We start from the raw sequence: 25,135 nt of genomic DNA on the forward strand, positions 1-25,135 counted from the left end.
ATGTGCGGACTCTGCGGCTTGCTCGGCGAAGACTTGCACTGGAGCGACCCCTTGGGCGATGAACTGCCCAGGCGCCGTGAGCGTCTGCGCCGCATTGCGGCGATCAATCAAGTGCTGGCGGTGTTCCGACTCAAGGTCGAAGACTTCCAGGGCGCGTCCTACCTGTTGTTGGGCGCGACCGGCAAACAGGCATTGGCCAGTGGCCTGGATCAACTGTGGCAGGCGGCGGAGACCATGCTCGGGCGCCCGCTGGACCCGCTGGACCCGCGTGTGCTCGATCATCTGGAGTCGTCATGAGCATCGCCCTTAATGTCATCACCGGCTTTCTCGGCAGCGGTAAAACCACCTTGCTCAAGCGTTTGCTGCAAGGCGAAAGCCTCGGTGATACGGCCCTCTTGATCAATGAATTCGGTGATATCGGCATCGACCATCTGTTGGTGGAAGAGGTCGCGCCAGACACCGTGTTGCTGCCCAGCGGCTGCGTGTGCTGCTCGATTCGCGGCGAGTTGAAAGACGCGCTGCTCGGCCTGTTGCAACGCCGTGAGCGCGGTGAGATCCCGGCGTTCAAGCGCGTGATCCTGGAAACCACCGGCCTGGCCGACCCGGCACCGATCCTCGCCACCCTGAATAACGATGTGCAACTGCGTGGGCGTTTTCATATTGGCCTGGTGATCACCTTGGTGGATGCCAGCCACGCCCAATTGCAAGAGCGCCTGCACCCGGAATGGCTGGCCCAGGTGGCGGCGGCGGATCGTTTGCTGCTGAGCAAAACCGACCTGGCCGGCGATTGCACCGCGCTACGGGCACACTTGCGGGCATTGAATGCCGGCACGCCAATCCTCGATACCCATGCGGTTCACAGCGGCGACCAACTGTTGCTCGGTGAGGGGTTGCGCAGCGCCGAGCCTTCGGTTGAAGTCAGCCGCTGGCAACTGCACCACACCACCACGGCGAGCCACGGCGCGGCCCAAGTCTGCTGCCTGACCTTTGAGCAGCCGCTGGATTGGGTGGGCTTCGGGGTGTGGTTGTCGATGCTGTTAAGATGCCACGGCGAACGAATCCTTCGCGTCAAAGGACTGCTTAACGTGAACGCAAGCTCGGCCCCCATCGTTATCCATGGCGTGCAGCATTGCCTGCATGCTCCGGTGCATTTGCCTGCATGGCCAGGCACCGACCGACAGTCACGCCTGGTGTTTATCCTGCGCGGTCTCGACCCGGCGCTGTTGCAGCGCTCCTTTGACGTGTTCTCACGGCGGTTCGCGGCATGATCACATTGCGTGTCCTCGGTACTTCCGTGACCTTGCTGGAATGCCTGCGCGTGCGCGCCGAGCAAGAGCTGGGCATTCGCCTGGTGTACCAGGTACACGATGTGGAGCAGGCCCAGCGCATTGCGGTGATGCAACCCGAGAGTTACGACCTGTACGACCAGTGGTTTCACAACGTCGACTTCGTATGGCCGGCGCGGGCGATCCAGCCCATCGACACACGGCGTATTGCGTTGTGGCATGAGATCAATGACCTGCCCAAGCGCGGCCGGCTGTCGGCCAGCGACCGCCTGGGCAGCGGCAGCGTGCCCAGTGAGCGCCTGTTCGTGCAGCACGACGGCAGCCTCGGCAGCACGGTGACCGAGCGCATCAGCATGCTGCCGCTGACCCACAACGCCGATAGTTTTGCCTACCGCCCCGAGCGTTTGCCCGATGGCTTCAGCCACGGCAATGAAAGCTGGGGCTGGCTGCTCGACCCGGCCTGGCGCGCGCGTACCGCGTTGCAAAGTGACGCGGCGATTGGCGCGCTGGATGCCGCGCTGGCCGTGCAAGGCGCGGGGCTGGCGCAGTTCAAGGACATCGGCAATATGAGCATCGAAGAGATCGATGTGCTGGCCGACATCCTGGTGCGCAAGCAGAAGGAAGGGCACTTCGCCGCGTTCTGGTCCGATGATGAAGAAGCCGCGCAGTTGATGCTCAGCCCAAGCATCGATATCCAGAGCCTGTGGTCGCCGACCTTGATGCGCCTGCACCGTGCGGGGGTGAAGTACCGGTTGGCGGTGCCGCGTGAAGGCTATCGCGCCTGGTTTGGCGGCTTGTCGTTGTCACGCCATGCCCAAGGCCCGGTGTTGGATGCGGCGTATGCCTATCTCAATTGGTGGTTGTCCGGCTGGCCGGGCGCGGTGATGGCGCGCCAGGGTTACTACATCGGCAACCCGGCGCGCACCCGCGACCATTTGAGCAGCGCCGAGTGGGATTACTGGTACGCGGGCCTTCCTGCCCGCGAGGAGTTGCCGGGCAGCGATGGGTTGCCGTTGATCGACATCGGTGACGTGCGCGATGGCGGTTCCTACGAGCAACGCATGGGGCATATCGCGGTGTGGAACTCGGTGATGGATGAGCACAACTACTTGGTGCGCCGTTGGGGGGACTTTATGCGCGCGCGCAGCGTTTAAGCCGGATATTTCCCACGCTCCGCGTGGGAGTGCCGCCCCGGACGCTACGCACGCCTTTACCGCCAATAAAATGACATTCAAGTCCCCGCTCCAATTGGGTGTACTTATCCCAAGTCCCAGCTAATCTGCTAAAACCAAATATTCAGTTTAAATGGATGTTTTTTTGACGCCAGATCAGCTTCGTCAGGGATGCGTATGACCAAGGAACCCAGTGGCACAGAGAGGCGAACGCGGCCGCAGGGTTCGGCCATGCAGTGGCGCCACACGTTCCAGACCCGTATCGCCGGGGTGCTGGCGCTGTTGTTGCTGGTGGTGGTGGCGGCCACTTACTTTGCAGTCAAGGCTGCTACCACTCGTGCCGTGGAGAACCAGGCCCAGGTTCAGCTCAGTACCGGCATCCAGGTCTTTGAGCGCCTGTTGGACCTGCGCGGGCGTCGCCTGCAATACGGCCTGGACTGGCTGACGGCGGACGGCCCTTTCAAACACGCAGTGATCGACGCCAAGGCTGATTCGATCCTGACTGCGCTGCGCCGGCATGGCACCGGTATCCACTCCACCGAGGTGTTTGTCCTCGACCTGGATGGCAAGGTGATGATCAGCACCTTGCCGGTGTTGGTACAGGGCGCGGTGTTTCCTTATGAGCAGGCCTTGCGCCATGCGCGGCGCAGTGGCCAGCAAATGTTCATCGTCGCCATGGACGGGCAGCCGTATTTGCTGGTGCAGGATGAAGTACTCGACCCGGAGCCCATTGCCCGCGTGGTCATGGGTTTCCCCATGGACAAGTTGTTCGCCAATGAATTGCGCTCCATGAGCAACCTTGAAGTGTCGTTCCTTGGTGAGCAGGACGGCCTTGTCGGCCAGTTGTTCAGCACCCAGCCTGAAGCCTATCAAGACACCGTCATCAGCCTGATGCGCGAAAGCCCTCCCAACCCTGAGGCGCAGATCAATGTGTTTCACGGGCAACGTGCACTGAGCCAGGTGCTGCCGCTGGCCAATACCGGCGATGGCGATCAAGTACGCGTGTTGCTGCAAAGCCCGCTGGACCATGCGCTGGAATCCTTTGCGCCGCTGGACCGGCAGTTCCTCGGGATTGCCCTGGCGGTGCTGCTGGTGTCATTGGCGGCGGCGTTGTTGCTGGCGCGCCGTGTGTCGCGCCCGCTCACTGCCTTGGTGGAGGCCGCTGAACGCATTGGCGCCGGTGACTACCGCACGCCAGTGCGGGTGCGCAGTCATGACGAATTCGGCTTGCTGGCCCGTGCCTTCAACGCCATGCAAAGCGGCATCGCCGTGCGCGAGCGGCAACTGGCGCATAACGCCTTGCATGATCCGCTCACCGGCTTACCCAACCGCGCCTTGGCCATGGAGCGCCTGGGCAGTGCGATCAGTGCGCGGCGGCCAGTGGTGTTGCTGTACGTGGGGATCGAAAACTACCGGGTGATCAACGAAGGGTTTGGCCCTCAGGGCGTCGAAGAAATGCTGCGTGAAGCCAGCCGGTGTTTGTCCATGAGCCTGTTGGCCAGCGACACCGCGGCGCGCATCGCTGGCAGTGAGTTCCTGCTGTTGCTGGAAAACACCGAGATCGACCGCGCCGTGGCCCGCGCCGATCGCCTTTACGGGCTGCTTACCGAACCCCAGCGTATCGGCAATGACGAAGTGCGCCATGAAGTCAGCATCGGCATCGCCGCGTACCCCACCGACGGCCAACAGGTCGAAGAGTTGATCAGCCGCGCGGCCATTGCCCGGCATGATGCGGCGAGCCTGCCGGGGCATTTGCAGATCTACCAGCAAGACCGCGACCTTGCACACCAGCGCCAGATCACCCTGATCCGCGACCTGCGCCGGGCGGTGGTCGAGGGCGAATTGTTCCTGTGTTACCAGCCCAAGCTCGACCTCAGGCACGGCCATGTGCGTCAGGCAGAAGCCTTGCTGCGCTGGCAGCATCCGACCCTTGGGCAGGTGTCGCCCACCGAATTCATTCCATTGGCCGAGCGCACCGGCAGCATGGGCAGCCTGACCTTGTGGGCAATCGAGGAAGCCATCCGCCAAATGGCCGAGTGGGCGCAACGGGGTTTGCACCTGCAACTCTCGGTCAATATCTCGGTGGATGATTTGGCTGATGATGACTTGGCCATACGCGTCACCGCCTTGTTGATGCAGTACAAGGTCTCGGCCGACCAACTGATTTTCGAGATCACCGAAAGCGCGATCATGCATAACCCGCAACAGGCCCTCAGTGTGCTGGAACAACTGCGTGGCTGCGGCATCAGCCTGTCGGTGGATGACTTCGGCACAGGCTATTCATCGCTGGCCCAATTGCAGCGTTTGCCGGTGCAGGAATTGAAGATCGACCAGTCGTTTATCCGCAACCTCGACAGCGCCAGTGGCGACGGTGTGATCGTGCGTTCGACCATTGAAATGAGCCACAACCTGGGACTCAAGGTGGTGGCGGAGGGCGTGGAGTTTGAGCCCAGCCTGAAGTTGCTCAGGCAGTGGAGGTGCGACACGGCGCAGGGGTACTTGATCAGTCGGCCGTTGAATGCCATGGCATTTGAAATGTGGATGCGGCGCGAGCGGATGGTGTTGTAAATCGTGATCTCCAGGCATTCCTGTGGGAGCTGGCTTGCCTGCGATGGCGGTTGGGCAGACGACCTGAGTGTTGAAGCCGTGCTCGGTCAAAATGGTTTCCAGCAGGGCATAAAAAAGGCGGCTACCCATCAGGTAGCCGCCTTTGTTTTACCGCCGGTTCAGCTTAATCCGGCAGTTTGAACGCCATCACATAGTCACCCTGTTTGGTGCCCAGCGAGCCGTGACCGCCGGCCATGACCAGCACGTACTGCTTGCCGTCCTTGCCGGTGTAAGTCATCGGTGTGGTCTGCGCGCCTGCAGGCAGGCGGCCTTCCCACAGTTGCTTGCCGTTTTTCACGTCATAGGCACGCAGGTACTGGTCGAGGGTGCCGCTGAGGAACGCGACGCCACCGGCGGTGGTGAACGTACCGCCCAGGCTAGGCACGCCCATGGTCAGCGGGATCGGAACCGGCGAGCTGTCGCGCACGGTGCCGTTCTTGTGCATCCAGATGGTCTGGTGGTTGGTCAGATCGACCGCCGCCACATAACCCCACGCTGGCGCCTGGCACGGCAGGCCCAAAGGCGACAGCAGTGCTTCGAGGATCACGCCATACGGCGCGCCTTTGTTCGGCTGCACGCCTTCGGTTTCGCTGACGCGTGGGCCTTGCTTGGCAATTTCGGCCGCCGGGATCAGTTTCGATTTGAACGCCATGTAGCTTGGGTTCACGAAAGCGATCTGGCGAACTGGGTCAACCGAGATACCGCCCCAGTCGAACACGCCGAAGTTACCCGGGTAAACGATCGAGCCTTGCAGCGATGGCGGGGTGAATGGGCCGTCGTAGCGCATGGATTTGAAATCGATGCGGCACAGCATCTGGTCAAACGGGGTCACGCCCCACATGTCGCGTTCTTTCAACGGCGGCGGCATGAAGTTGAGGTCGGACTTCGGCTGGGTCGGCGAGGTGTGATCACCGGCCACTGCGCCTTGCGGTACAGGGATTTCGTTGATCGGCACCACCGGCTTGCCGTTGCTGCGGTCCAGCACGTAGATGCTGCCTTGCTTGGTCGAGGCCATGACTGCTGGCTTGACGCCGTCAGCGGTCTTGATGTCGATCAGCGAAGGCTGGCCGCCCACGTCCATGTCCCACAGGTCATGGTGAGTGAACTGGAAGGTCCACTTCACGTGGCCGCTGTCGATGTCCAGAGCGGTCAGGCCGGCGCTGTATTTTTCCGAGTCTTCGGTACGGTCGCCGCCGTATTGGTCAGGCATCTGGTTGCCCATCGGCAGGTAGAGCATGCCGAGTTTTTCATCGACGCTGAACATGGACCACATGTTCGGCGAGTTGCGGGTGTAAGTCTTGCCCTCGGCCAACGGCGTGGTGTCGTCCGGGTTGCCGCTGTCCCAGTTCCACACCAGTTTGCCGGTGTGTACGTCGAACGCGCGGATCACGCCGCTAGGCTCGTCGGTGGAGACGTTGTCGGTCACGTGACCGCCGATCACGACCAGGTTCTTGGTCACGGCCGGTGGCGAGGTGGAGTAGTAACCGCCTGGAGCGAAGCTGCCGATGTTGGCACGCAGGTCGACCTGGCCTTTGTCACCGAAGTCTTCGCACATCTTGCCGGTGTCGGCGTTCAGGGCGATCAGACGGGTGTCGGCAGTCGGCACGAAGATGCGTTTAGGGCAGACAGCGCTGACAGGTGCAGTGCTGGCGCTGCCGGTAGGGCTTTGCGCGGAAGCGTAGACGGCGTCATCGTGATACGACACGCCACGGCAGGTCATGTGCGCCCAACCTTTGAAGTTCGCGGCACCCTGGCTGCTGATCTTCGGGTCGAAACGCCAGATTTCCTTGCCGGTGTCCGGGTCCAGGGCAATCACCTGGCTGTGCGGCGTGCACACATAGAGCATGCCGTTGACTTTCAGCGGGGTGTTTTCTGCGGTGGTTTCACCGGGATCGCCTGGGCCAGGGATGTCACCGGTGCGATAGGTCCACGCCGGCACCAGCTTGTGGGCGTTTTCCGGGGTGATCTGCGCCAGAGGCGAGTAACGATCACCGAAGGCCGAGCGGCCATAGGAATTCCAGTCGCCATCGGCCTGGGCCGGTGCAGTGCTGGCCATGCCAGGCGCGGCGTCGCGGTCCAGTTGGCCGGTCTTGACCATCTCACCCGGGTTGGTGAATTGGCTGGCCAGGGCGGCAGCGCCCGCCAGCACCACGGCTACGCTCAGCGCGCCAGTGCCCAGCGGCGCGGGTTGGCCACGCAGCAACGGACGGCGAAACCACGGCAGCAGCAGGACGATGCCCAAGGCGAACAGCAGGGCCAGGCGCGGCACCAATTGCCACCAGTCCAGGCCGACTTCCCACAGTGCCCACACGGTACTGGCGAACAGCACCAGTGCGTACAGGCCCAGCGCTGCGCGGCGGGTGGCCAGCAGCAACACGCCGGTGAGGGCGATGCCGATACCGGCCAGCAGGTAGTACAGCGACCCGCCGAGCATGCTCAGCTTGACGCCGCCAGCCAGCAAGGCCAGCCCCATGATCAGCAGCAAGACGCCTAGCAGCCTGGGCAGCAGGCGGCTTGGGCTTGAAGCACCATCAGTGCTCATAGTGTGTTTCTCCGTGACGTTGGAATTATGTAACCCCGTGCTTCACTGTAGATGACGATTCGGCGCGGGCTTGGTTCAGCGTTAATTTGGGTTTTTCTGGGGATAAGTCGGTTATCCACAGGCGGGCGATTGAACCCCACGCGCGGGTCGGTTTAAGACAGCGCTGTCTTTAAGGCAGGGAACATTCGGCAAGATGGGATCGACCGCAGGCGTGAAACGTTTCAGTTTGTTGCGGCAAGGATAAAGCGCCTTCTCATTTTGAGAAAGCGTAATTAGAGAGATGCATCATTTCAGATCTGGTAACAGTGACAGAACGTCGCTGCAAGAATGCCTGTAAAGCCTGGCTTCTGTGGGAGCTGGCTTGCCTGCGATAGCGTCACCTCGGTACCCCAGGGAAACTGCGGTGATGCTATCGCGGGCAAGCCCGGCTCCCACAGAAGCCGGTTACTACAGGAGGATTGTGCTGCTGTTTAGAAAGTGGTGCGCACGCCGAACTGCACGCTGCGCCCAGGCGCCGGGGCGATATCGCGCAGGATCGAACTGGCATAGCGCACGGTCTGGTTGGTGAGGTTTTCGCCATTGACGAACGCCAACCACTGGCTGCCACCCATATTGAAGTGATAACCGGCGCTGGCGCCCAAGGTGGTGTAGCCGTCGGTGCCGCTTTCGTTATCCGGCACACGCCCTTGGCCTGCGGCGTGTTCCACGTCGATCCGCGCCTGCCAGCGGTCCAGTTCCCACAGCAAGCCGCTGTTCAAGCGCAGAGGCGCAATACGCGGCAAGGCTTCGCCCGTGTCCAGGTTGGTGGCGCGGGTGTAATCGCCCGACAGTTCCAGGGCGAACTTGCCGTAGGCGCTTTCGCCCAACTTCCAGTGATCCTGGGCTTCGAAGCCGGCGAAACGTGCGCGCACACCGGAATATTTGTATTCCGGGATACCGCCCGCGTCTTCTTCGCCTTCATCGTTCAGCGTGCGCCCTGTGCCCAGCAAGCCGATGTAGTTGGAGAAGCGGCTGTAGAACACGCCGAAACTGCCTTTGTGCGTGCCGTTGTCAAAGCGAAGTGCCAGGTCGCTGGACACGGCTTTCTCTTTCTTCAGGTTGGCGTCACCCAACTCGTAAGTGCCGGTGGCGACGTGGGCGCCGTTGGCGTACAGCTCGTAGAAAGTCGGTGCGCGCTCGGTGTAGCCCAGTGTCGCGGCCAGCGACCAGACCGGCGTGAGGCTGTATACCGCGCCGGACGACAGGCTGCCGGCGGTAAAGTCATTGGATTTATCGGCACCGGCAAAGCGCGCATTACCCTTGGCATTCGGGTCGACATTGGTGTGTTCCACACGCCCGCCAAGGCTGAGCTTGAGACGCTCGGTGGCCTGCATCTCTTCGAGAATAAACAGCGCGCCGGCGTTGGTGTCGGTCTGCGGTACAAAGGCCTCTTCACCCAGTGCCGAGAACTCATTGCGCGTCACTTGGGCGCCGACCACACCCTCGAACGGGCCGAGCGGCTGGTGGCGCGCTTCAACGCGGGCTTCATAGCCCTTGTTCTTGAAAATGGTGCCGGTTTCGCCGCCTTCGATTTCACGGTGCTCGTAATCGGTGTAGCCCGCGTCTAGTTTTACCGAGGTGAACGGGCCTTGCAGGTTGCGGATCTCGGACGCAAAGGCGTAGTGATCCTGCTTCATGCGGATGCGCACATCTTGCTCGGCGGGTGAACCGTAGTTGCTGTCATAGTTGCTGTAGGACAGCCCGGCATAACCGTCGTCCCAGGTGTAGGAACCGCCGACCGCGCCGCCATCCTGACGCCCGTCGCTGTTGCCCAGTCGACCATTTTTGCCGGGGCCATCCTCGGTCTCCGGGGCATGGCGGCTGCGGGCCTGGCCTGGGATTTTGAGGTCGTTGAATTCCCGCGCGTTCGCGTCCAGGTGCAAGGCGAAGGTGCCGTTGCCGGCTTCCAGTTTACCGGCGCTGCTGCGGGTGGTGTCGGCGCCGCCGTAGCGCAGTTCACCGGCACCGTGGATGCCTTCGATGGCTTCTGTGGGAATACGGTTGTCGAAGGTGTTGACCACACCACCGATGGCGCTGCCGCCGTAGAGCAAGGCTGCCGGGCCACGTACGATTTCGATGCGGTCGACGTTGATCGGGTCCAGGGGCACGGCGTGGTCATAGGACAGCGACGAGGCATCCAGTGCACCCACGCCGTTGCGCAGGATGCGAATGCGGTCGCCATCCTGGCCACGAATGATCGGGCGGCTGGCGCCTGGGCCAAAGTACGACGACGACACGCCTGGCTGCTTATTCAGGGTTTCGCCGAGGCTGCCTTTTTGTTGCAGGGTCAGGTCATCGCCTTCCAGCACCGTGGTGGGCGAGGCGAGTTGTTCGCTGCCCAAGGGGTTGCCGGTAATGACTTGGGGTTGCAGTTCCAGGGCGTGGGCTTCGGAGCCGATCAACAGGGCGGCGGCAAGCGGGGTCAAGCGCCACAGAGTAGAGAGGGACATCAAACATTCCTTGGTAAAAGGCACAGAAAAGAGAAGGCTTAAAACGGTATCGATCTTGATAAGTATCGTTACAATATAACATCACTTTTTTGCCTGAAAAGGGGAACTTTTTTCCAGGGGCTATATTCAATGCAGTGCTTCCACCTCTACGCCCCGTCGGCTAAGGTGCGCGGCTGTGTTTCCTCTTTTTGCAAAAGGCCTGGCATGACCGCGACAAGCAACGACCCACTTCACGGCGTGACCCTGCAGCACGTCCTCACCACCCTGGTGGAACACTACGAATGGAGCGGTCTGGCCGAACGCATTGATGTGCGCTGTTTCAAGAGCGACCCAAGCATCAAGTCGAGCCTGACCTTCCTGCGCAAAACGCCGTGGGCGCGGGAGAAAGTCGAAGGTTTGTACGTCAAGCTGATGCGTACCAAACGCCCGCTGGATTGAGGCCATGAAGCGGTATGTGGCCACGGCGGCGCTGGCTGGCTGGACAGGGCTGGCGATTCAGCAATACTTGATTTTCTATTCGCGCTGGGAGGCCGGCGCGAGCCTGTTGGGCGGGCTGATCAACTTTTTCAGTTTCTTCACGGTGCTGACCAACACCCTGGTGGTCGTGGTGTTGAGCTATGCGCTGGTCAATCGCGAGTCGGCGGTAAAACGTTTCTTCCTGGCGCCCGCTGTCAGTAGCGGTATTGCCGCGAGCATCGTGGTCGTGAGCCTGGCCTACAACCTGTTGCTCCGACATTTGTGGAGCCCCACCGGCTTTCAATTTATCGCCGACGAGTTGTTGCACGACGTGATGCCGCTGCTGTTCGTGATCTATTGGTGGCGGTGTGTGCCCAAGGGCACGTTGCACTTCAAGCACATTGGCGGGTGGGTGATTTACCCGCTGGTGTACTTCGGCTATGTGCTGCTGCGCGGGCATTTGCTGGGGCAGTATCAGTACCCGTTCATCGATGTGGACAGCCTCGGTTATCCACAGGTGTTTGTGAATGCCGGGGGGATTTTGGCGGGGTTTGTGCTGATTGCGTTGGCGGTGGTGGGGCTGGACAAAGTTCTTAAACGGGCAGCGTAAAAATGTGGGAGCTGGCTTGCCTGCGATGGCGGTGGGTCAGTTGGACAATTTGTTTCTGATGCACCGCCATCGCAGGCAAGCCAGCTCCCACATTGGATCTTCAGTGGACTTGAGGGCTTTATTCTTCTTCGCTGCCCTCCGCACGCCAGTAACCCACGGCCTTGAGGAACTCCTCATTGACCTGGTGCGTGTCCAGCAACACGCGGCGCAGCTGGCGCGACAGTTTGGTTTCCGTCGCGACAAAGCTGTACAGCGAACCGCCCGGCAGGGTCAGGTTGCGCACCGTCTCCAGCAGGTCGTCGTGGCCGCGCACCACCCAAATCACCTCTACATCGGCAGCGCTGTTCAGTGGCTGCTGTTCGGCGCTATTGGCGATTTCAATCACCGTCAACACCTTGCGCCCGGCCGGCAATTCTTCCAGGCGACGGGCGATGGCCGGGATCGCGGTTTCATCACCAATCAGCAAATAGCTGTCGAAGATGTCCGGCACGATCATCGAGCCGCGCGGCCCGCCGATGTACAGGTGCTGGCCAACCTGCACCTGTTCGGCCCAGGTAGAGGCTGGGCCATCGCCGTGCAGCACGAAGTCGATATCCAGCTCGCCGATGCTCAGGTCGAAGCGCCGTGGCGTGTAGTCGCGCATGGCCGGTTGCGGGCCGTCGCCCTTGATGTTGAAGGTCGGGCTTTCCAGCGCAGCCTGCTCGGCGGCGTTTTGCGGGAACAGCAGTTTGATGTGGTCGTCACTGCCCAGGCTGATAAAACCGGCCAGCTCCGGCCCGCCCAAGGTGACGCGGCGCATGCGTGGGGTGATGTCGACCACCCGCAGCACTTGCAGGCGGCGGCGTTTGATTTCGTGGGTAACGCGATGGATAGCTTGAGTATTCATTGGTTTTTCCCGTCGGCAATGGCTTGAGCGGTGCCGTTGAGCAGCGCCGCGACACGAACGATTTCTTCCGGGCTCCAGCGCCCGTGGTGCGAATGCAAGGCGTGGCGCAGGTTATGCACCGCCTCGTGAATCTCGGGTGGGCGGTCGTGGCCACGCAGCGAGCGCTTGCTGACATCAATGCGCATGCGCACGCCTTCCAGGGCAACGGCTTGCTCGATTAAGAAGAGACGACCGGCGTCGGTGATTGTGTAGCGTTTTTTTCCATTCTCGGCGTCGCCGCTGATCAACTCGCTCTCTTCCAGAAAGGTCAGGGTGGGGTAGATCACACCGGGGCTGGGGCTGTAGGCGCCGTCGAACAGGCTTTCGATCTGGCGGATCAGGTCATAGCCATGGCAGCGCTGCTCGGCGATCAAGGCCGGTAGCAGCAGTTTCAGGTCGCCAGGGGCAAATACCCGAGGGCCGCGGCCGCCGCGTTTTTCAAATTCACTGCGATGCTCGTGTCGCATGGTCTGTCCTCCGTCCTATTTAGATATAACTTAAGATATATCTTATGGTGACGGTAGCCCGAGACGACCAACGGTCGTGAGCAGCGTCAAGCGGCTCACGCTCGAGGGGCATGGACGATAAAAGTATTTAGAGTTATAACTTTAATTAGAGTTTGTGCTCGAACAGGCGCGTTAACAGGTTGCTCTTTATAGCAGCGCTTGTGCGTGTAGTACTGCTCTTACAGTCACTTCCCGTTATGACACTTATGTTCAAGTAGGCTGATTCTTACGGCTATTTTTAAAGTTTTGGCAAAGTGCCATACTTTTCGTTCGCCCCTTGTTTCTAAAGGCTACTTGGCCGTGGGAAGCGACCTGCATACCTGTTGTTGATTTGAATTGATCATTGCTTGGCGTTGTTCGGTTCAACTAACCGTCTGCGTTATTCGTTGTTGAGAAGTTGCTTGGCGACGAATCAATCAATGTTGATAACTACAGGTATTGATCATGTTCAAGAAGTTTGCTGTCGCTGTTCCCCTGGCTGTTCTGGCGCTGTCTTCCTCGGTAACAGCTACTGCTGCCGGTGAAGCCAGCCACACCGTCAATATCAAGGCAAACATCCCGACCACCGTGTTCCACGCACAACCGCGTGATCCGAACTGGGGTCGTGACGAAACCATGACCTACAACCTGGTCAGCGGTGAGCTTGCTTCGTTGAGGGCCACCTACGACGTCAAGAACACCAACGGTTCGGTTGCTGCCTACATCGAAGGTGGCCCGGCCGTACTGTTCAACGGTGATGCCGCGCAAAACATCCCGGTCACCACCACTTTCAATGGTGTGATCTTGAGCGGCAGCCCTCAGGAAGTGGTCAACGAAGCCGACTCCACCCCGGGTATTGGGGCGGAAATGCACATCGCCGCGGCCAAGCCTACGGCCACTCAGCGTGGCTCCTACACAACCACGATCCCGGTAGTGTTCGACGCGGTACTGCCAGTCACCCCATAAGGCCAATGCGTGCCCGTTAACCACGGGCATCTGCTTGCAGGTCGGCTGACTTCCCTCCTCGGTCCGCCGGCCTGATTTTCTCTCCAGTCTTCTGGCATTCAGAGTGTTCCGTTCATGTTTCCGATGACGCCTATCGCGGCTGCGCTAGCGCTGCTGATGTGTACGAGTGCCCTGGCTGCACCTGTTTCTTCCGGTGCTTCAACCCCCGGCAGTCTGATTACTCAGGCGCAAGGCTTGCCCGCTGGTTTTACTGATCATTTTTTCGAGGTGCCGTTGGCGGTACGCGTGGACCTTGACCAGCAACTGTTGGGCGAGGCGCTGATTGTTTTGTCCCGCGATGACCGTGTCACCTTGCTTGAATTTACCGACACCGCCGACAGCAAAGTCCCGGCCGCCACCCGCGACACCTGGCAAGCGCTGCTGGAAAAAGGCGTGTCATTGGGTGCTTGTACCCAGTCCTGCCCGCAGAAAATGCTCTCGGCCTTCTACAACCTGGAAAGCTCCCAGCTGTCGATCCTCACCCAAGACGTCGAACTGAGTGGCGACATCCCGCGTTTCCATGAGCAGCCCGAAGGTGGCAGCCTCGGCTTGATCATCAACAACCAGCTCAACCTTAATGGCAGCCAAGAGGACAGCCTCGGCGGACGCTATGGTTTGCAAGCCAGTTCCAGTCTGGGTAACTGGAGTCAGGTGTTCAACCTGCAGCTGGCGCGCCAGAGCGGCGATGACGAGCCCATGCGCCATGCGATCCATGAGCTGTATACCCAGCGAGAACTCGAAGGGCAGTTTTTCCGCCTGGGCCACTTCACCCCCAATTCCGATGGCCTGACCCGCCAACTGCGCAGCTTCGGCGCCAGCCCCGATACGGCGCTGGGCCTGATGTATGGCAGCTCCGACAGCCTGGCCATCAACAACGCCAAGCCCAGCGTGTACCCGATCTATGTCACCGCCAACCGCCAGGCGGCGGTGGAGATTTACCGTAATGGCCTGTTGATTAACACCCAGGCCGTTGCGGCCGGCCTGCAAACCCTGGACACCCGGCCCTTGCCCGGCGGCATCTATGAAGTGGAAGTGCGCCTTATCGAAGACGGCCTGACCACCAGCACCACCCAGGAGCTGGTCTACAAACCCAGCAACTGGCGCAACGCCGAAGACCGCTGGCGCTATAACCTTTTCGCCGGGCGCGAGACCAAGTTGTTCAGCAACTGGGAAGAACAAGCTTCCGGCGCGGTGACGGCCGGTGCGTCGCTCAACTATCTGGTACACCCGCGCGTGATCCTCGGCCTGTCGGCCCGTCAGGTGCGCGAGCAGCTGCAATACGGTGGCTCGGCGGACTGGACGGTGGCCAACAATACCAGCCTGTATGCCAACCTCTACCAGACCCAGGAACACGGCACCGGCATGGACCTGCAAGGGCTCTATACCCTGGGCGCGACCAACCTGGTGTTCAGCCATAACCGCAGTTGGCTCGACACCCGCGACACCTACGAGACTCTGCCCGATGGCACACGCCTGCGGCGCAACACCTTCGTCGGTGAAGCCAGCAACACGGCGTTGTCGGTCAACCACCGGCTGGATGCGAAAAACACCCTGAACATGCGCCTGTCCCACAGCGAAGGCAATGTGGAGGGGACCGGCGTCGACCTGGGTTGGAGCCGCCACGACAACCTGTTCGGCAGTGACGCCAACTGGCGCTTCTCAGTGTTCGACCGGCCCGGCAGCGCCGGCACCAACGACGCGCGCAACCGCGGCGTGGACGTGAGCGTCAGCGTCAACCTGGGCACCGAAGGCCGGCAGATTTCCGGCAGCATCGGCACCCGTACTGCCCGTGACGGTGGGCGCGACAACAACGCTTCGGTGACGTTGCGCCAGGACCTCACCGACCACTTGCTGCAAAGCGTCTCGGCCACGGCGATCACCGACACCTACGGCGTCGGCCTGTCGGGCATGGCCAGCTTCAATACGGACGCGGTCAGCGGTGACGGGTTTGTGCAACGCAGCTCGTTCAACGGCGACCTGAGCGGTGGCTTGAACCTCAACAGCACCTTCGTTGCCGGCGCCGGCCAGATGCTGCTGAGCAGCCAGTACCAGGGCAACGGTGCGGGCATGATCATCGACGTGGAAACCGACCTCGACGAAATCGCCCTGCGTGCCGACGACCTCGGCGGTGGCGGCGCGATCTTGCGGCCGGGGCGCAACTACGTGCCGGTCTCCGCCTACAAGAGCAGCAGCGTGAGCTTCGACTTTGAAGGTAATCACCCGCCCGCGGCGAATATCCAGCCGACCCGCGCCAGTTATCACCTGAACAAGGGCGGGGTCGACTACCGGAAAATCACCGTGATGAAAACCGTCACCGTGCTCGGCCGGTTGTTGGATGAGCGTGGTGCACCGCTCAAGGGCCATCACGTGATCAACCACGCCAGCCGTGGGGTCAGCGAAGTCGACGGGTTCTTCTCGATGGAAATGAGCGCCAGTTCACCGACCTTGCAAGTGCGCTACCAGAACCAATTGCTCTGTCAGTTCCGCCTGGACCCTGCCAATGCGCCGAGTGAGAGCGATGTGTTGATGATCGGCGATTTGCGCTGCACCAAGGACACCCTGGCAGAAGCAACCCACAACGCCGAAACCGCTGGTTGATGGCATGGACTGGATTTTTATGAACGTGAAAAACGTAACGAGAACCGGCTTGAAGCAGTGTGCGTTCGCGCTGGCGCTGGTCAGCATGAGCCTGCCTGCGCACGCGCTGGTGCAGAACATCACGGCGGTGTTTCGTCCTGACCCGTCGAACCCGATGGTGAATAAATTCGAAAACACCACGCCCCACAGTGGCGTCTGCGCGTGGCACGTACCGGCCAGGTGCGAGGCGTTGAATACCTTCAGTATCCGTGATCCGGCATTCAGGGCCGAGTCGGTAGAGCCGATCGAAGCCAACCATGAAGACCCTCGAAAAGGCGCCTATTTCAAAGTGCCTTCATCTTGGCGTGATGTACAGGTGGTCCATGTCGGGACGGGTGAGGTTGAAACCGTACAAATGCGCATTGCGGGTATTGGTACGCGTTGGGATGTGCCGCGTCCGCCTGGCGTCAGCGGGTGGGCTAACGGAGGAACCGGTTGGACCTACTATTGGAGTAACGGTGCGCCTCCTTGCCAGGGGGTTAACTATTTGGCGGCATCCGCCAGTTACGCACTGTTTTTCTGGATCGTCCCGGAGGGCGTGGGGGCTTGTACGGTAAACCCGGGCACCACTTTTGCGCGTTTGACCTACAGCCACTTGGAGTACGGCTACGAACTTAAAACCCCCAACCCGCTAGGCATGGCCAGCGGCGAATACCGCGGCTCCCTGACTTACAGCATCGGGCCGGGCGGGGATTTTGATTTCGGTGACGTGATGGCGTCCACCGAAAGCGCCCTGACGTTCAATTTTCAATTGGCTGTAGAGCATGAGCTCAAGGTCGATCTCCCACCGGGCGGCAACCGCATCGAGTTGCTACCCGAAGGCGGCTGGCAAGCCTGGCTTAACCGTGGGCGCCAACCGGCGCGGTTGTTCCGTGACCAGACCTTTGTCATTTCCGCCAGTGGGCGTTTCAAGATGCAGCTCGAATGCAGCCTTGCGGTGGGCAACACCTGTGGCTTGCGCAACGGCGCGGGGGATCAGGTGCCGTTGCAGGTTGCTGTCAGCCTGCCCTTTGGCTTGCAGAACCAGGCCGGGCAGGCGGTCAACAAGCAGCCCTTGCGCCTGGATGGCGTGGGCACCGAGTTGTTCCAGCCTGCGTTTTATGTGAACAACCGTGCTGGAACGCTGCACTTCGAAGTCGAAAAAGACCAGGTCAAGGACATGCTCGAACAGCCGGGCAGCACCTATTCGGGTGTGGTCACGGTGATCTGGGATTCGGAAGTCTGAGCGGATATTTGCCGCACGCCGGCCGCTGGGCTGGGTTCAATCAATAAGGCGTAATCAAACATGAAACATGCAGTGTTATCAGTGGGGCTGTGGCTGGTGTCTTTGGCGGTTCATGCGGGACCTGCGATCAACGTCGGCGTGGTCTACGACTACCTGGAAGGCGACCGCAGTTCTTACCTCAAGCGTGTCTACAACGGCGGCACCAGTACCGCGTTTATCAAAGTCAATGTGCTGGAGATCGTCTACAACGCCGACGGCACGTCCAGGGAAGTGCCCGTCGCGTCGATGACCGACGCCAAAGGCAGCACCACCAACCGCGACGGCCTGATGGCCAGCCCGGCTCGTCTGATCGTACCGGCCGGCGGGCGTCAGGGCACTCGGTTGCTGTACATGGGCCAGCGAGACAAGGAGCGCTATTTCCGTGTGCGTTTCATCCCGGTGGTACCGGAAAAGGAAGATGACTTTGCTGTCACCGATGCCGAACGCGCCGAATACAAGGACGCCCTGGCCGCCGGAGTCAACGTCATGGCCGGGTACGGCACGGTGTTCTTCGTGCGCCCGCAAGACACCCGTTTTGATACCCGGATCAGCGAAACCGCCAGCCAATACACCATGCGTAATGCCGGCAACAGCGTGGTGGTGCTCGATGAGTTCCGCGATTGTTCGGTGACGAAAAAGACCGAATGTGAGGCCACCACCAAGCACCACATCCTGCCTGGCCGCCAGTTGGTGCTGGAGAAAAAGCCGGAGCGTCAGTTCAACTTCCAGCTGATCGAAGGTCGCAACAAAAAAACGATGACGGTCAACAGTAACGGGTGATGACAATGTTCAAGCAACTGACGGTACTGGCTGTGCTGATGGCGCCTGTGTTGGCGGGTGACCAGGCGCAGGCATTTCAGGAGCGCCACAGTTTTGATGTATCGGTGACCATCCCGATCCATGAGGCCTATGTGCTGCCTTCCGAGTCCGATTGGATGGGCCAGGACCAAGTGCTGCCCTGGGACCTTGCGACAGCCCGGCTGGGCCGTCTGCGCAAGAACTTTGATGTGAAAAACATCAACGGCGGCGTGGCGGCGCGCCTCGGTGACACGCCTTATCTGTTGAGTGGCCGCAACCGTATCGATTTGCAGGTGTTGTTCAACCGGGTGCCGCTGACCCTCGATTCAACCCTGGTGATCAGCGCCGATGAAGCCCGCTCGGGCCGTCGCGCTGAACTGGAAATCACCGCCGTTGAACCGGAAGACGGCTACAAGGGCGGCGAGTATTACGGCACGGTACACCTGCTGTTTGATTTTCCGGCGCCTTGAGACATGCACTTTGCCGTTCGCGAAATCGGCGGCACAGGCAAGTTATAAGTTGCCTGGCCCACCGCTTTCGCAGCCTCGCTAAAGCTCGACAGCTCCCACAGGGGATCAGTGTTGCCAGCGCTAAAAATTAAATGTGGGAGCTGGCTTGCCTGCGATAGCAATAGTGAATTCACCACCGCCATCGCAGGCAAGCCAGCTCCCGCACAAACCCCATTTCACCCCAGGCGCTTCGGTCATGCCCCGTGGCACAGCAGGGTGCCGCTGCCTTGCAAGTACGGGGTCAAAATCGGCGCCATGCCTTTGAGCACCTGCACCGGCAGTGCCGAAGTGAACTTGAAGTTTTGCGCCGAACTGCCTGGCACAAAGGCGGTTAGGGTGCCGAAGTAGCGCTCGCCGATGTAGAACACGAACGTGGCGGTGCGGTTGATCGCTTTGGAGCTGATCACTCGGCCGCCGGCGCCCATCGCTTCGATACGGTTGTCGCCGGTGCCGGTCTTGCCGCCCATGGCCATCGGCGTGCCGTCGGCCTGCACGAAACTGCCGGAAACACGCTTGGCCGTGCCCGCGTCCACCACTTGCGATAACGCGCCGCGCAGCGCGGTAGCGACCTCGGACGGCATCACTCGTTTACCCGCATCGGGCGTGTTGACCACGCGGGTTTCGTACGGCGTATCGGCGGCAAAGTGGAGACTGTCGATGCGCAGCACTTTGCCGCGCACGCCGTCGTTGAGGATGATGCCCATCAGTTCGGCGAGCGCGGCGGGGCGATCGCCCGAGCTGCCAATCGCGGTGGCCAGCGACGGCACCAAGTGGTCGAACGGGTAACCCACCGCCTGCCAGCGCTGGTGAATATCCAGGAACGCCTCGACCTCCAGTATGGTGCGAATACGACTGTCGCGCGCGCTTTGGTGACGGCTCTTGAACAGCCAACTGTAGACCTCCTGGCGTTCAAACTGGCTGGCCTTGACCACTTCGCTGAAGGTCGCGTCGGGGTGGTTGAGCAGGTAACCGAGCAACCACAGGTCCAGTGGGTGGACCTTGGCGATGTAGCCCTGGTCGGGCAAATCATAGCGGCCCGGGCCGTAGTCGGTGTAAAGGCGTTGCAGGCGTTCGTCGGTGAGTTTGTCGCTGGTTTTGGCATTCACCAGATGTGAACGCACGAAGCGATTAAAGGTGTCCTGGTCGGCCTCGGGGAACAGGTAGCGATGCACGGCCGCCATACGGATCGCCGTGGGGTGCAGCCCGTCAAGAAAGGTCTCAAGGCGCGTCTGGGTGTCTTTTTTCTGGTACTTCTTCCAGAACTTGAGCAGGAAGGTGGTGCCTTCGCGATCAGCGAATTGGGCCAGGTACTCCTGGCGCCGTGGGTCGTTATCATCCTTGAGCAATTGCGCACTGTTGTTGGGGCCTGCGTAAGTAACGTAGCGTTCCAGGTCACGCATCAGCCGGATAAATGGCAGGTTGATCGACTCGCGCAAGGCGTCTCGCAGCGACGGGCTGCGGCCATTGTCCTGGTTGCGGAAGTTGTGGAAGTGGTGCATGCCGCCGCCGGTGAAAAAACCTTCGTTGGGGTTGGCCGAGTAAGTCCGGTCGAGGGCGGCATCGAGCATGTTGGCCAGGGACTTATCGGGATTCTGGATCAGGTAATCGACCGCCCACCGGCTGATGCGGTCCTGCTCGGCAATCTCGGTTTTTTTCAACGCGGCGGGTGTTTGCGCCGCGTAGCGATCATGCAGCTCGCTGATGATCTGCAGGTAAGTGGTGAGCACTCGCAGCTTGGCCGTGGAGCCCAGCTCCAGCTTGCTGCCCTCATTGATGTCGAAAGGCTGGTCGGTGTTGTCGGTTTGCACGCGCACCCGCGAGCCGTCCGGGGTCAGTTCGAACAGGGTGAAGCTGTAGCGCACCTGGGGTGTGCTGGCGGGTGTGAGCAGGCGCTCGCCGAGCAGGCCCATTTTGCCGGCGAAGGTGGGGTCGGCCAGTTGCTTGAGGTAGTCGGTGGCCTGGCTTTGCAGCTCGGCTTGCAGGGTGCTGGTGGCCGACAGGTCCAGGCGGTCGAGGTCGTACAGCGGCCGGTTGAGCAGGGCGGCGAGACGGCTGCGGGCAACGCTGATGCCCTTGTTGGTGTCGATGGGCTGCACGGTCGGCTGTTGCTGCCAGTCGCGGTAAGTGACGTGGGATGCCAGGGCGGCCTTGAGCAACGGCGGGTCGATCACGGCGTTCTGCGCCAGCAGGCGCAGGTGGCTGTCGGTGAGTTGCGCCAGTTCATCGCGGCCGTTGGCCAGGTAATGAGACGGCCGGCGCTGAGCGATCATCAGCGACAGCACCTGGCGCAAAGCCAGGCCACGTTGCGCCACATGGACCGCATCATTTTCAGTGCCGTTAAGGGCCAGGTTCACCTGCTTGAAGTCAGCGCCGTACCACACGCGCAAACCCTCGGCCATGCCATGCACTTCGCCATGCCCCGGCACGGCGGACAGCGGCACGCTGTTGAGGTAGTCGCGCACGATATTCTGGCGTGCCACCTGGGTGTCAGGCCCAGGCTGGTAGGCGCGCACACCGGCGGACAGCATCTGGCGCAGTTTTTCACTGCCGGACAAGGTCAGGCCGTCGGGCGAATGCCGATATTTTTCCAGCTGGGTGGCCAGGGTACTGCCGCCGGCACTTTGACCGGACAGGTGCAATACCTTTGCGACTTGCGACCAGGCCGCCATGGCAAAGCGCGGCCAGTCCACCGCTGGGTTGGCCTGGGGCTGGGCGGGGTCGAGCAGGTCACGGTTCTCGATGAACAACAGGCTGTTGACCACCAGCGGCGGGATGGCGGCAAAACTTGAGTACAGCTGCTGCGGGTACTCGAACTGGTACAGGGGCAAGGCGCGACAGTCGGTGATGGAAAGGCCGGCCTGGATTTTCTCCGGGTAAGGCACGAAGAGACCGTGGCCGGCGTAGCTCATCAGCGCTGGCGAAAACTGCACCTGGGACTCGATCACATAACCGCGCTTGAGCAGGCGCGGCAAAAAGGTGCCGAGGTCGCTGTAGCCCAAGCGGCGATCGAACGGGCCGGCGCCGGGGTAAACCATTGCCTGGCTGGGGCCGGGTTCCAGCCGGTAGGTGAGGTCGTGGGCCAGCCGGCTCAGTTGCCGGGCTTGCAGTGCGGATGTGCGTATCTCTTTGGCGGCGGCGAACCCCAGCGCAATCACCACCATCAACACAATCAGCCAGAACAGGCGACGTATGTAACGGGGCCTGGGTTTATTTTTGGGTAAAGGCGCTGGGTCCGAACTGCCTTGTAATTGCGCAGCCTTGGTCGATTCGGTTTGCCACAGTGCGCCCATAGTCGATTGATCCTGCACGCAGATTGATCGGACTTGTCTGAAGCTTAGTCGCTGGGCGACAGGTGTGAGGGAATTGTGGTTGGGTAGTCGGAATCTTCTTGGATGGCGTGTGAATGCAGGGTGGGTTGCGACGTTTTGTCGCTCAGCGCAGGTAATATGCTCCTGTAAAGTGGCTTTTTAGCCGGGTCTTTCACTGAATTGCATGGTTTTTATAGTGAAAGACCCTGGTCCCGGCTTTTTATACTGCACGTCCCGCCGATCTTGCCCGGCAAGAAGGGCCCGTCCATGAGGCGGCCCCGGTTTCAACAAGGGCACAGGCTTACCGGCCTGGCCCCGGAAACTCGACGGACAATCCAATAACAAAATGAGGTTGTTTCCCTATGCCTGTCGGCAAACCACTGCCCCCTGGCGAGACCGCTCAAGGCGGCCCGCTCAAACGTGAACTGGGTGAACGACACATCCGTTTGATGGCGCTCGGCGCCTGCATCGGTGTCGGCCTGTTCCTCGGTTCGGCCAAGGCCATCGAGATGGCCGGCCCGGCAATCATGCTCTCCTACATCATCGGCGGCCTGGCCATTCTGGTGATCATGCGCGCCCTTGGTGAGATGGCCGTGCACAACCCGGTAGCCGGCTCGTTCAGCCGTTATGCCCAGGATTACCTCGGCCCGTTGGCGGGCTTTCTCACAGGTTGGAACTATTGGTTCCTGTGGCTGGTGACCTGTGTCGCGGAAATCACCGCCGTGGCGGTGTACATGGGTGTCTGGTTCCCCGACACGCCGCGCTGGATCTGGGCCCTGGCGGCGCTGATCAGCATGGGCACGATCAACCTGATCGCCGTCAAAGCCTTTGGTGAGTTCGAGTTCTGGTTTGCGCTGATCAAGATCGTCACGATTATTGCCATGGTGATCGGCGGCGTCGGCATCATTGCATTCGGCTTCGGTAACGACGGTGTGGCCTTGGGTATTTCCAACCTGTGGGCTCACGGCGGCTTCATGCCCAATGGCGTGCAGGGCGTGTTGATGTCCTTGCAGATGGTGATGTTCGCCTACCTGGGCGTCGAGATGATCGGCCTGACCGCCGGTGAAGCACGCAACCCGCAGAAGACTATTCCAAGCGCCATCGGCTCGGTGTTCTGGCGCATTCTTTTGTTCTACGTCGGTGCGCTGTTCGTGATCCTGTCGATCTACCCGTGGAACGAAATCGGCACCCAGGGCAGCCCGTTCGTGATGACCTTTGAACGTTTGGGCATCAAGACCGCCGCAGGCATCATCAATTTCGTGGTGATCACCGCCGCACTGTCGTCCTGCAACGGCGGCATCTTCAGCACCGGGCGCATGCTCTACAGCCTGGCGCAGAACGGCCAGGCGCCGGCGACTTTCGGCACCACCTCCAGCAATGGCGTACCGCGCAAGGCGCTGCTGCTGTCGATCTTTGCCTTGCTGCTGGGCGTGTTGCTCAACTACCTGGTACCTGACCAGGTGTTCGTATGGGTGACCTCCATCGCCACCTTCGGCGCGATCTGGACCTGGCTGATGATCCTGCTGGCCCAGCTCAAGTTCCGCAAAGGCCTGAGCCCGGCCGAAGCGGCGGGCCTCAAGTACCGCATGTGGCTGTACCCGGTCAGTTCCTACCTGGCGCTGGCGTTCCTGGTGCTGGTGGTGGGCCTGATGGCGTACTTCCCGGATACGCGGGTGGCGCTGTATGTGGGGCCTGCGTTTCTGGTGCTGCTGACCGTGCTGTATTACGTGTTCAAGTTGCAGCCGACCAATGCGGCGGCACGCTCCGTCGCCTGACGGCCTGGCGTACACCAAAAGCCCCTTGATCGGGGCTTTTTGTTTTCAGGCGGCGGCCATGCGTGTCGATTGGTCCAGCCGTTTGTTGAACTCCAGCCAGGCGCCCAACATCGCCATCAAGCCAGCGCCCACAAGCGCGGTAAAAATTTGCATGGCAAAGGCATCGCCGGCCATGGCGTTGACCATGTCCGCCAACGGCGCCAACAACACGCCAAGGCAGAACACTTCCAGCGAAAAGCGGCCCATCCGGCAGGTCTGCTGTGCCAGCCAGTTTTGCGTCCAGGCACGCCCCGGCAACAGTTTGGCGGTGACATAGGCCAAGGCCAGGAAATGCAGCAGACGCACCGGCGACAGGTCGGTCTTGCTGATCGGGTACAACAGTTCGCTGAGCGCGTGCGGCATCAGTGCGTCATGCACCTCGGGCCAGCGCCAGCCGATCGTGATCACGCCGGCCATCAATGCGTAGGTCGCGGCCATCATGAATAACGGCTGCCGCAGCAGTGGCCGATGCTCCTGCGCGCGGGGTTGTTGCCCATGAATCGCCGCCGCGCCGCCCAGCACGAACAGGAACTGCCAGGTAACCGGGTTGAAATACCACACCCCGTCGGCAATCGCTGCCAGGTTCCAACCCAGGTGTGGCGCCAGCAGGTACACCGCCATCGACCCCGCCACCACCCACCACGTTTTGCGCAAGAGCCACGGCAACACCAGCGGCAGGCCGGCCAGCAGCACGATATACAAGGGCAACGGGTCCATCAGGTTGGGCTTGAAGCGCAGCAGCAATTCATCCACCAACGCTTGCTGTGGTTGGGTGACAAAGTGCGTCAGGCCCATCTCCTGCACCAGATCGCGGGTTTCCACATGGCTGTTGGCGAAGAACACGATGCCCATCAGCATCGCCAGCAAGAAAATATGCACCACGTAAAGCACCCAGGTGCGCCGCAGGATCTTCAGGCAGGCCATCCAGTAGCCTTCGCGTTGCAAGACCTTGCCATAGGCCAGCACTGAGGCATAACCGGCAAGAAATACAAACACTTCAGCGGCATCGCTGAAACCGATATTGCGCAGGGTGATCTGGCCGAGTGGGTTGTGGGGGACGTGATCCCAGAAAATGAAGATCAACGCCAGGCCCCGAAAAAAATCGATGCGCGGGTCGCGTCCGTTCAGCATGGCAGCGGGCTCTTGAACAGGGGTTTAAGTCATGACAGGCGAATGCGCGTGTTGTCACACGCCGCACGTCGGGCGCGCGCAGGTTGGCGGTATTTGT

18 protein-coding genes are annotated in these 25,135 nt (G+C 60.9%); 12 read left to right on the top strand and 6 right to left on the bottom strand.

The annotated features are described in order from the left end of the window. The 4 genes from HBO41_RS04580 (at position 1) to HBO41_RS04595 (ending at position 5,026) form a co-directional block, all read left to right on the top strand. Positions 1-297 carry a hypothetical protein gene (locus HBO41_RS04580; RefSeq protein ID WP_169985292.1) on the top strand — a complete coding sequence of 99 codons (297 nt, stop codon included), beginning with the start codon at positions 1-3 and terminating at the stop codon, positions 295-297. Then, positions 294-1,268, top strand: coding sequence for a GTP-binding protein (locus HBO41_RS04585; RefSeq protein ID WP_169985294.1), 975 nt, complete (start codon positions 294-296; stop codon positions 1,266-1,268). The genes HBO41_RS04580 and HBO41_RS04585 overlap by 4 nt, the downstream gene beginning before the upstream one ends. Next, positions 1,265-2,440 (top strand): PotD/PotF family extracellular solute-binding protein, encoded by a 1,176-nt coding sequence (locus HBO41_RS04590; RefSeq protein ID WP_099548491.1) that lies wholly within the window; start codon positions 1,265-1,267, stop codon positions 2,438-2,440. The genes HBO41_RS04585 and HBO41_RS04590 overlap by 4 nt, the downstream gene beginning before the upstream one ends. Positions 2,441-2,689: 249 nt before the next feature. Further along, positions 2,690-5,026: a bifunctional diguanylate cyclase/phosphodiesterase gene (locus HBO41_RS04595; protein WP_169985296.1), complete on the top strand. Its 2,337-nt coding sequence runs from the start codon at positions 2,690-2,692 to the stop codon at positions 5,024-5,026. A gap of 163 nt (positions 5,027-5,189) precedes the next feature. On the opposite strand, the gene HBO41_RS04600 is transcribed toward HBO41_RS04595, so the two are convergent. Further along, complete coding sequence (locus HBO41_RS04600) at positions 5,190-7,607, bottom strand: glucose/quinate/shikimate family membrane-bound PQQ-dependent dehydrogenase (RefSeq protein WP_169985298.1); 2,418 nt, start codon at positions 7,605-7,607, stop codon at positions 5,190-5,192. Positions 7,608-8,077: 470 nt separating this feature from the next. Next, positions 8,078-10,096, bottom strand: a complete 2,019-nt coding sequence (locus HBO41_RS04605) for a TonB-dependent receptor (protein ID WP_169985300.1) — start codon at positions 10,094-10,096, stop codon at positions 8,078-8,080. Between the two features lie 204 nt (positions 10,097-10,300). Between HBO41_RS04605 and HBO41_RS04610 the strand changes: the two genes are divergently transcribed. Both HBO41_RS04610 and HBO41_RS04615 read left to right on the top strand, forming a co-directional pair. After that, the gene (locus tag HBO41_RS04610; RefSeq protein WP_010212838.1) at positions 10,301-10,534 is read left to right on the top strand and encodes a VF530 family DNA-binding protein; all 234 of its coding nucleotides are present in this window, start codon (positions 10,301-10,303) and stop codon (positions 10,532-10,534) included. Between the two features lie 4 nt (positions 10,535-10,538). Further along, entirely contained in the window at positions 10,539-11,162 is a 624-nt protein-coding gene (locus tag HBO41_RS04615) for a Pr6Pr family membrane protein (RefSeq protein WP_099548495.1), read from the top strand. Positions 11,163-11,280: 118 nt separating this feature from the next. On the opposite strand, the gene HBO41_RS04620 is transcribed toward HBO41_RS04615, so the two are convergent. Together HBO41_RS04620 and HBO41_RS04625 are read right to left on the bottom strand one after the other, a co-directional pair. After that, a complete protein-coding gene (locus HBO41_RS04620; RefSeq protein WP_169985302.1) occupies positions 11,281-12,048 on the bottom strand; it encodes a siderophore-interacting protein in 768 nt (255 codons plus the stop codon). Next, positions 12,045-12,554 carry a PadR family transcriptional regulator gene (locus HBO41_RS04625; protein WP_169985304.1) on the bottom strand — a complete coding sequence of 170 codons (510 nt, stop codon included), beginning with the start codon at positions 12,552-12,554 and terminating at the stop codon, positions 12,045-12,047. The genes HBO41_RS04620 and HBO41_RS04625 overlap by 4 nt, the downstream gene beginning before the upstream one ends. Before the next feature lie 483 nt (positions 12,555-13,037). On the opposite strand from HBO41_RS04625, the gene HBO41_RS04630 reads away from it, so the two are divergent. The 5 genes from HBO41_RS04630 to HBO41_RS04650 all read left to right on the top strand — a co-directional run bounded on the left by HBO41_RS04630 (position 13,038) and on the right by HBO41_RS04650 (position 18,746). Beyond that, positions 13,038-13,538: a CS1 type fimbrial major subunit gene (locus tag HBO41_RS04630; protein WP_017136321.1), complete on the top strand. Its 501-nt coding sequence runs from the start codon at positions 13,038-13,040 to the stop codon at positions 13,536-13,538. Between the two features lie 114 nt (positions 13,539-13,652). Then, positions 13,653-16,175 (top strand): CS1-pili formation C-terminal domain-containing protein, encoded by a 2,523-nt coding sequence (locus HBO41_RS04635; RefSeq protein WP_169985306.1) that lies wholly within the window; start codon positions 13,653-13,655, stop codon positions 16,173-16,175. 19 nt (positions 16,176-16,194) lie between these two features. Further along, the gene (locus tag HBO41_RS04640) at positions 16,195-17,439 is read left to right on the top strand and encodes a hypothetical protein (protein ID WP_169985308.1); all 1,245 of its coding nucleotides are present in this window, start codon (positions 16,195-16,197) and stop codon (positions 17,437-17,439) included. A 60-nt stretch (positions 17,440-17,499) separates the two neighbouring features. Then, positions 17,500-18,258 carry a molecular chaperone gene (locus HBO41_RS04645; protein WP_169985310.1) on the top strand — a complete coding sequence of 253 codons (759 nt, stop codon included), beginning with the start codon at positions 17,500-17,502 and terminating at the stop codon, positions 18,256-18,258. 5 nt (positions 18,259-18,263) lie between these two features. After that, complete coding sequence (locus HBO41_RS04650) at positions 18,264-18,746, top strand: CS1 type fimbrial major subunit (RefSeq protein WP_017136325.1); 483 nt, start codon at positions 18,264-18,266, stop codon at positions 18,744-18,746. 233 nt (positions 18,747-18,979) lie between these two features. On the opposite strand, the gene HBO41_RS04655 is transcribed toward HBO41_RS04650, so the two are convergent. Next, positions 18,980-22,075 (bottom strand): transglycosylase domain-containing protein, encoded by a 3,096-nt coding sequence (locus tag HBO41_RS04655; RefSeq protein ID WP_169985312.1) that lies wholly within the window; start codon positions 22,073-22,075, stop codon positions 18,980-18,982. 380 nt (positions 22,076-22,455) lie between these two features. Between HBO41_RS04655 and HBO41_RS04660 the strand changes: the two genes are divergently transcribed. Beyond that, positions 22,456-23,868 (top strand): amino acid permease, encoded by a 1,413-nt coding sequence (locus tag HBO41_RS04660; protein ID WP_099548500.1) that lies wholly within the window; start codon positions 22,456-22,458, stop codon positions 23,866-23,868. Between the two features lie 45 nt (positions 23,869-23,913). On the opposite strand, the gene HBO41_RS04665 is transcribed toward HBO41_RS04660, so the two are convergent. Beyond that, positions 23,914-25,038: an OpgC family protein gene (locus tag HBO41_RS04665; RefSeq protein ID WP_099548501.1), complete on the bottom strand. Its 1,125-nt coding sequence runs from the start codon at positions 25,036-25,038 to the stop codon at positions 23,914-23,916. Positions 25,039-25,135 lie beyond the last annotated feature (97 nt).

Origin of the sequence: Pseudomonas sp. WS 5146, assembly GCF_012985495.1 — a bacterium.
GTDB lineage: Bacteria > Pseudomonadota > Gammaproteobacteria > Pseudomonadales > Pseudomonadaceae > Aquipseudomonas > Aquipseudomonas edaphica.

Bases quoted from the DNA above. Each gene is read 5' to 3' on its own strand.
- HBO41_RS04655 (WP_169985312.1), bottom strand. From the start codon at position 22,075: ATGGGCGCACTGTGGCAAACCGAATCGACCAAGGCTGCGCAATTACAA.
- HBO41_RS04585 (WP_169985294.1), top strand. From the start codon at position 294: ATGAGCATCGCCCTTAATGTCATCACCGGCTTTCTCGGCAGCGGTAAA.
- HBO41_RS04630 (WP_017136321.1), top strand. From the start codon at position 13,038: ATGTTCAAGAAGTTTGCTGTCGCTGTTCCCCTGGCTGTTCTGGCGCTG.
- HBO41_RS04665 (WP_099548501.1), bottom strand. From the start codon at position 25,038: ATGCTGAACGGACGCGACCCGCGCATCGATTTTTTTCGGGGCCTGGCG.
- HBO41_RS04650 (WP_017136325.1), top strand. From the start codon at position 18,264: ATGTTCAAGCAACTGACGGTACTGGCTGTGCTGATGGCGCCTGTGTTG.
- HBO41_RS04635 (WP_169985306.1), top strand. From the start codon at position 13,653: ATGTTTCCGATGACGCCTATCGCGGCTGCGCTAGCGCTGCTGATGTGT.
- HBO41_RS04640 (WP_169985308.1), top strand. From the start codon at position 16,195: ATGAACGTGAAAAACGTAACGAGAACCGGCTTGAAGCAGTGTGCGTTC.
- HBO41_RS04610 (WP_010212838.1), top strand. From the start codon at position 10,301: ATGACCGCGACAAGCAACGACCCACTTCACGGCGTGACCCTGCAGCAC.
- HBO41_RS04590 (WP_099548491.1), top strand. From the start codon at position 1,265: ATGATCACATTGCGTGTCCTCGGTACTTCCGTGACCTTGCTGGAATGC.
- HBO41_RS04595 (WP_169985296.1), top strand. From the start codon at position 2,690: ATGCAGTGGCGCCACACGTTCCAGACCCGTATCGCCGGGGTGCTGGCG.
- HBO41_RS04605 (WP_169985300.1), bottom strand. From the start codon at position 10,096: ATGTCCCTCTCTACTCTGTGGCGCTTGACCCCGCTTGCCGCCGCCCTG.
- HBO41_RS04620 (WP_169985302.1), bottom strand. From the start codon at position 12,048: ATGAATACTCAAGCTATCCATCGCGTTACCCACGAAATCAAACGCCGC.
- HBO41_RS04615 (WP_099548495.1), top strand. From the start codon at position 10,539: ATGAAGCGGTATGTGGCCACGGCGGCGCTGGCTGGCTGGACAGGGCTG.
- HBO41_RS04580 (WP_169985292.1), top strand. From the start codon at position 1: ATGTGCGGACTCTGCGGCTTGCTCGGCGAAGACTTGCACTGGAGCGAC.
- HBO41_RS04660 (WP_099548500.1), top strand. From the start codon at position 22,456: ATGCCTGTCGGCAAACCACTGCCCCCTGGCGAGACCGCTCAAGGCGGC.
- HBO41_RS04600 (WP_169985298.1), bottom strand. From the start codon at position 7,607: ATGAGCACTGATGGTGCTTCAAGCCCAAGCCGCCTGCTGCCCAGGCTG.
- HBO41_RS04645 (WP_169985310.1), top strand. From the start codon at position 17,500: ATGAAACATGCAGTGTTATCAGTGGGGCTGTGGCTGGTGTCTTTGGCG.
- HBO41_RS04625 (WP_169985304.1), bottom strand. From the start codon at position 12,554: ATGCGACACGAGCATCGCAGTGAATTTGAAAAACGCGGCGGCCGCGGC.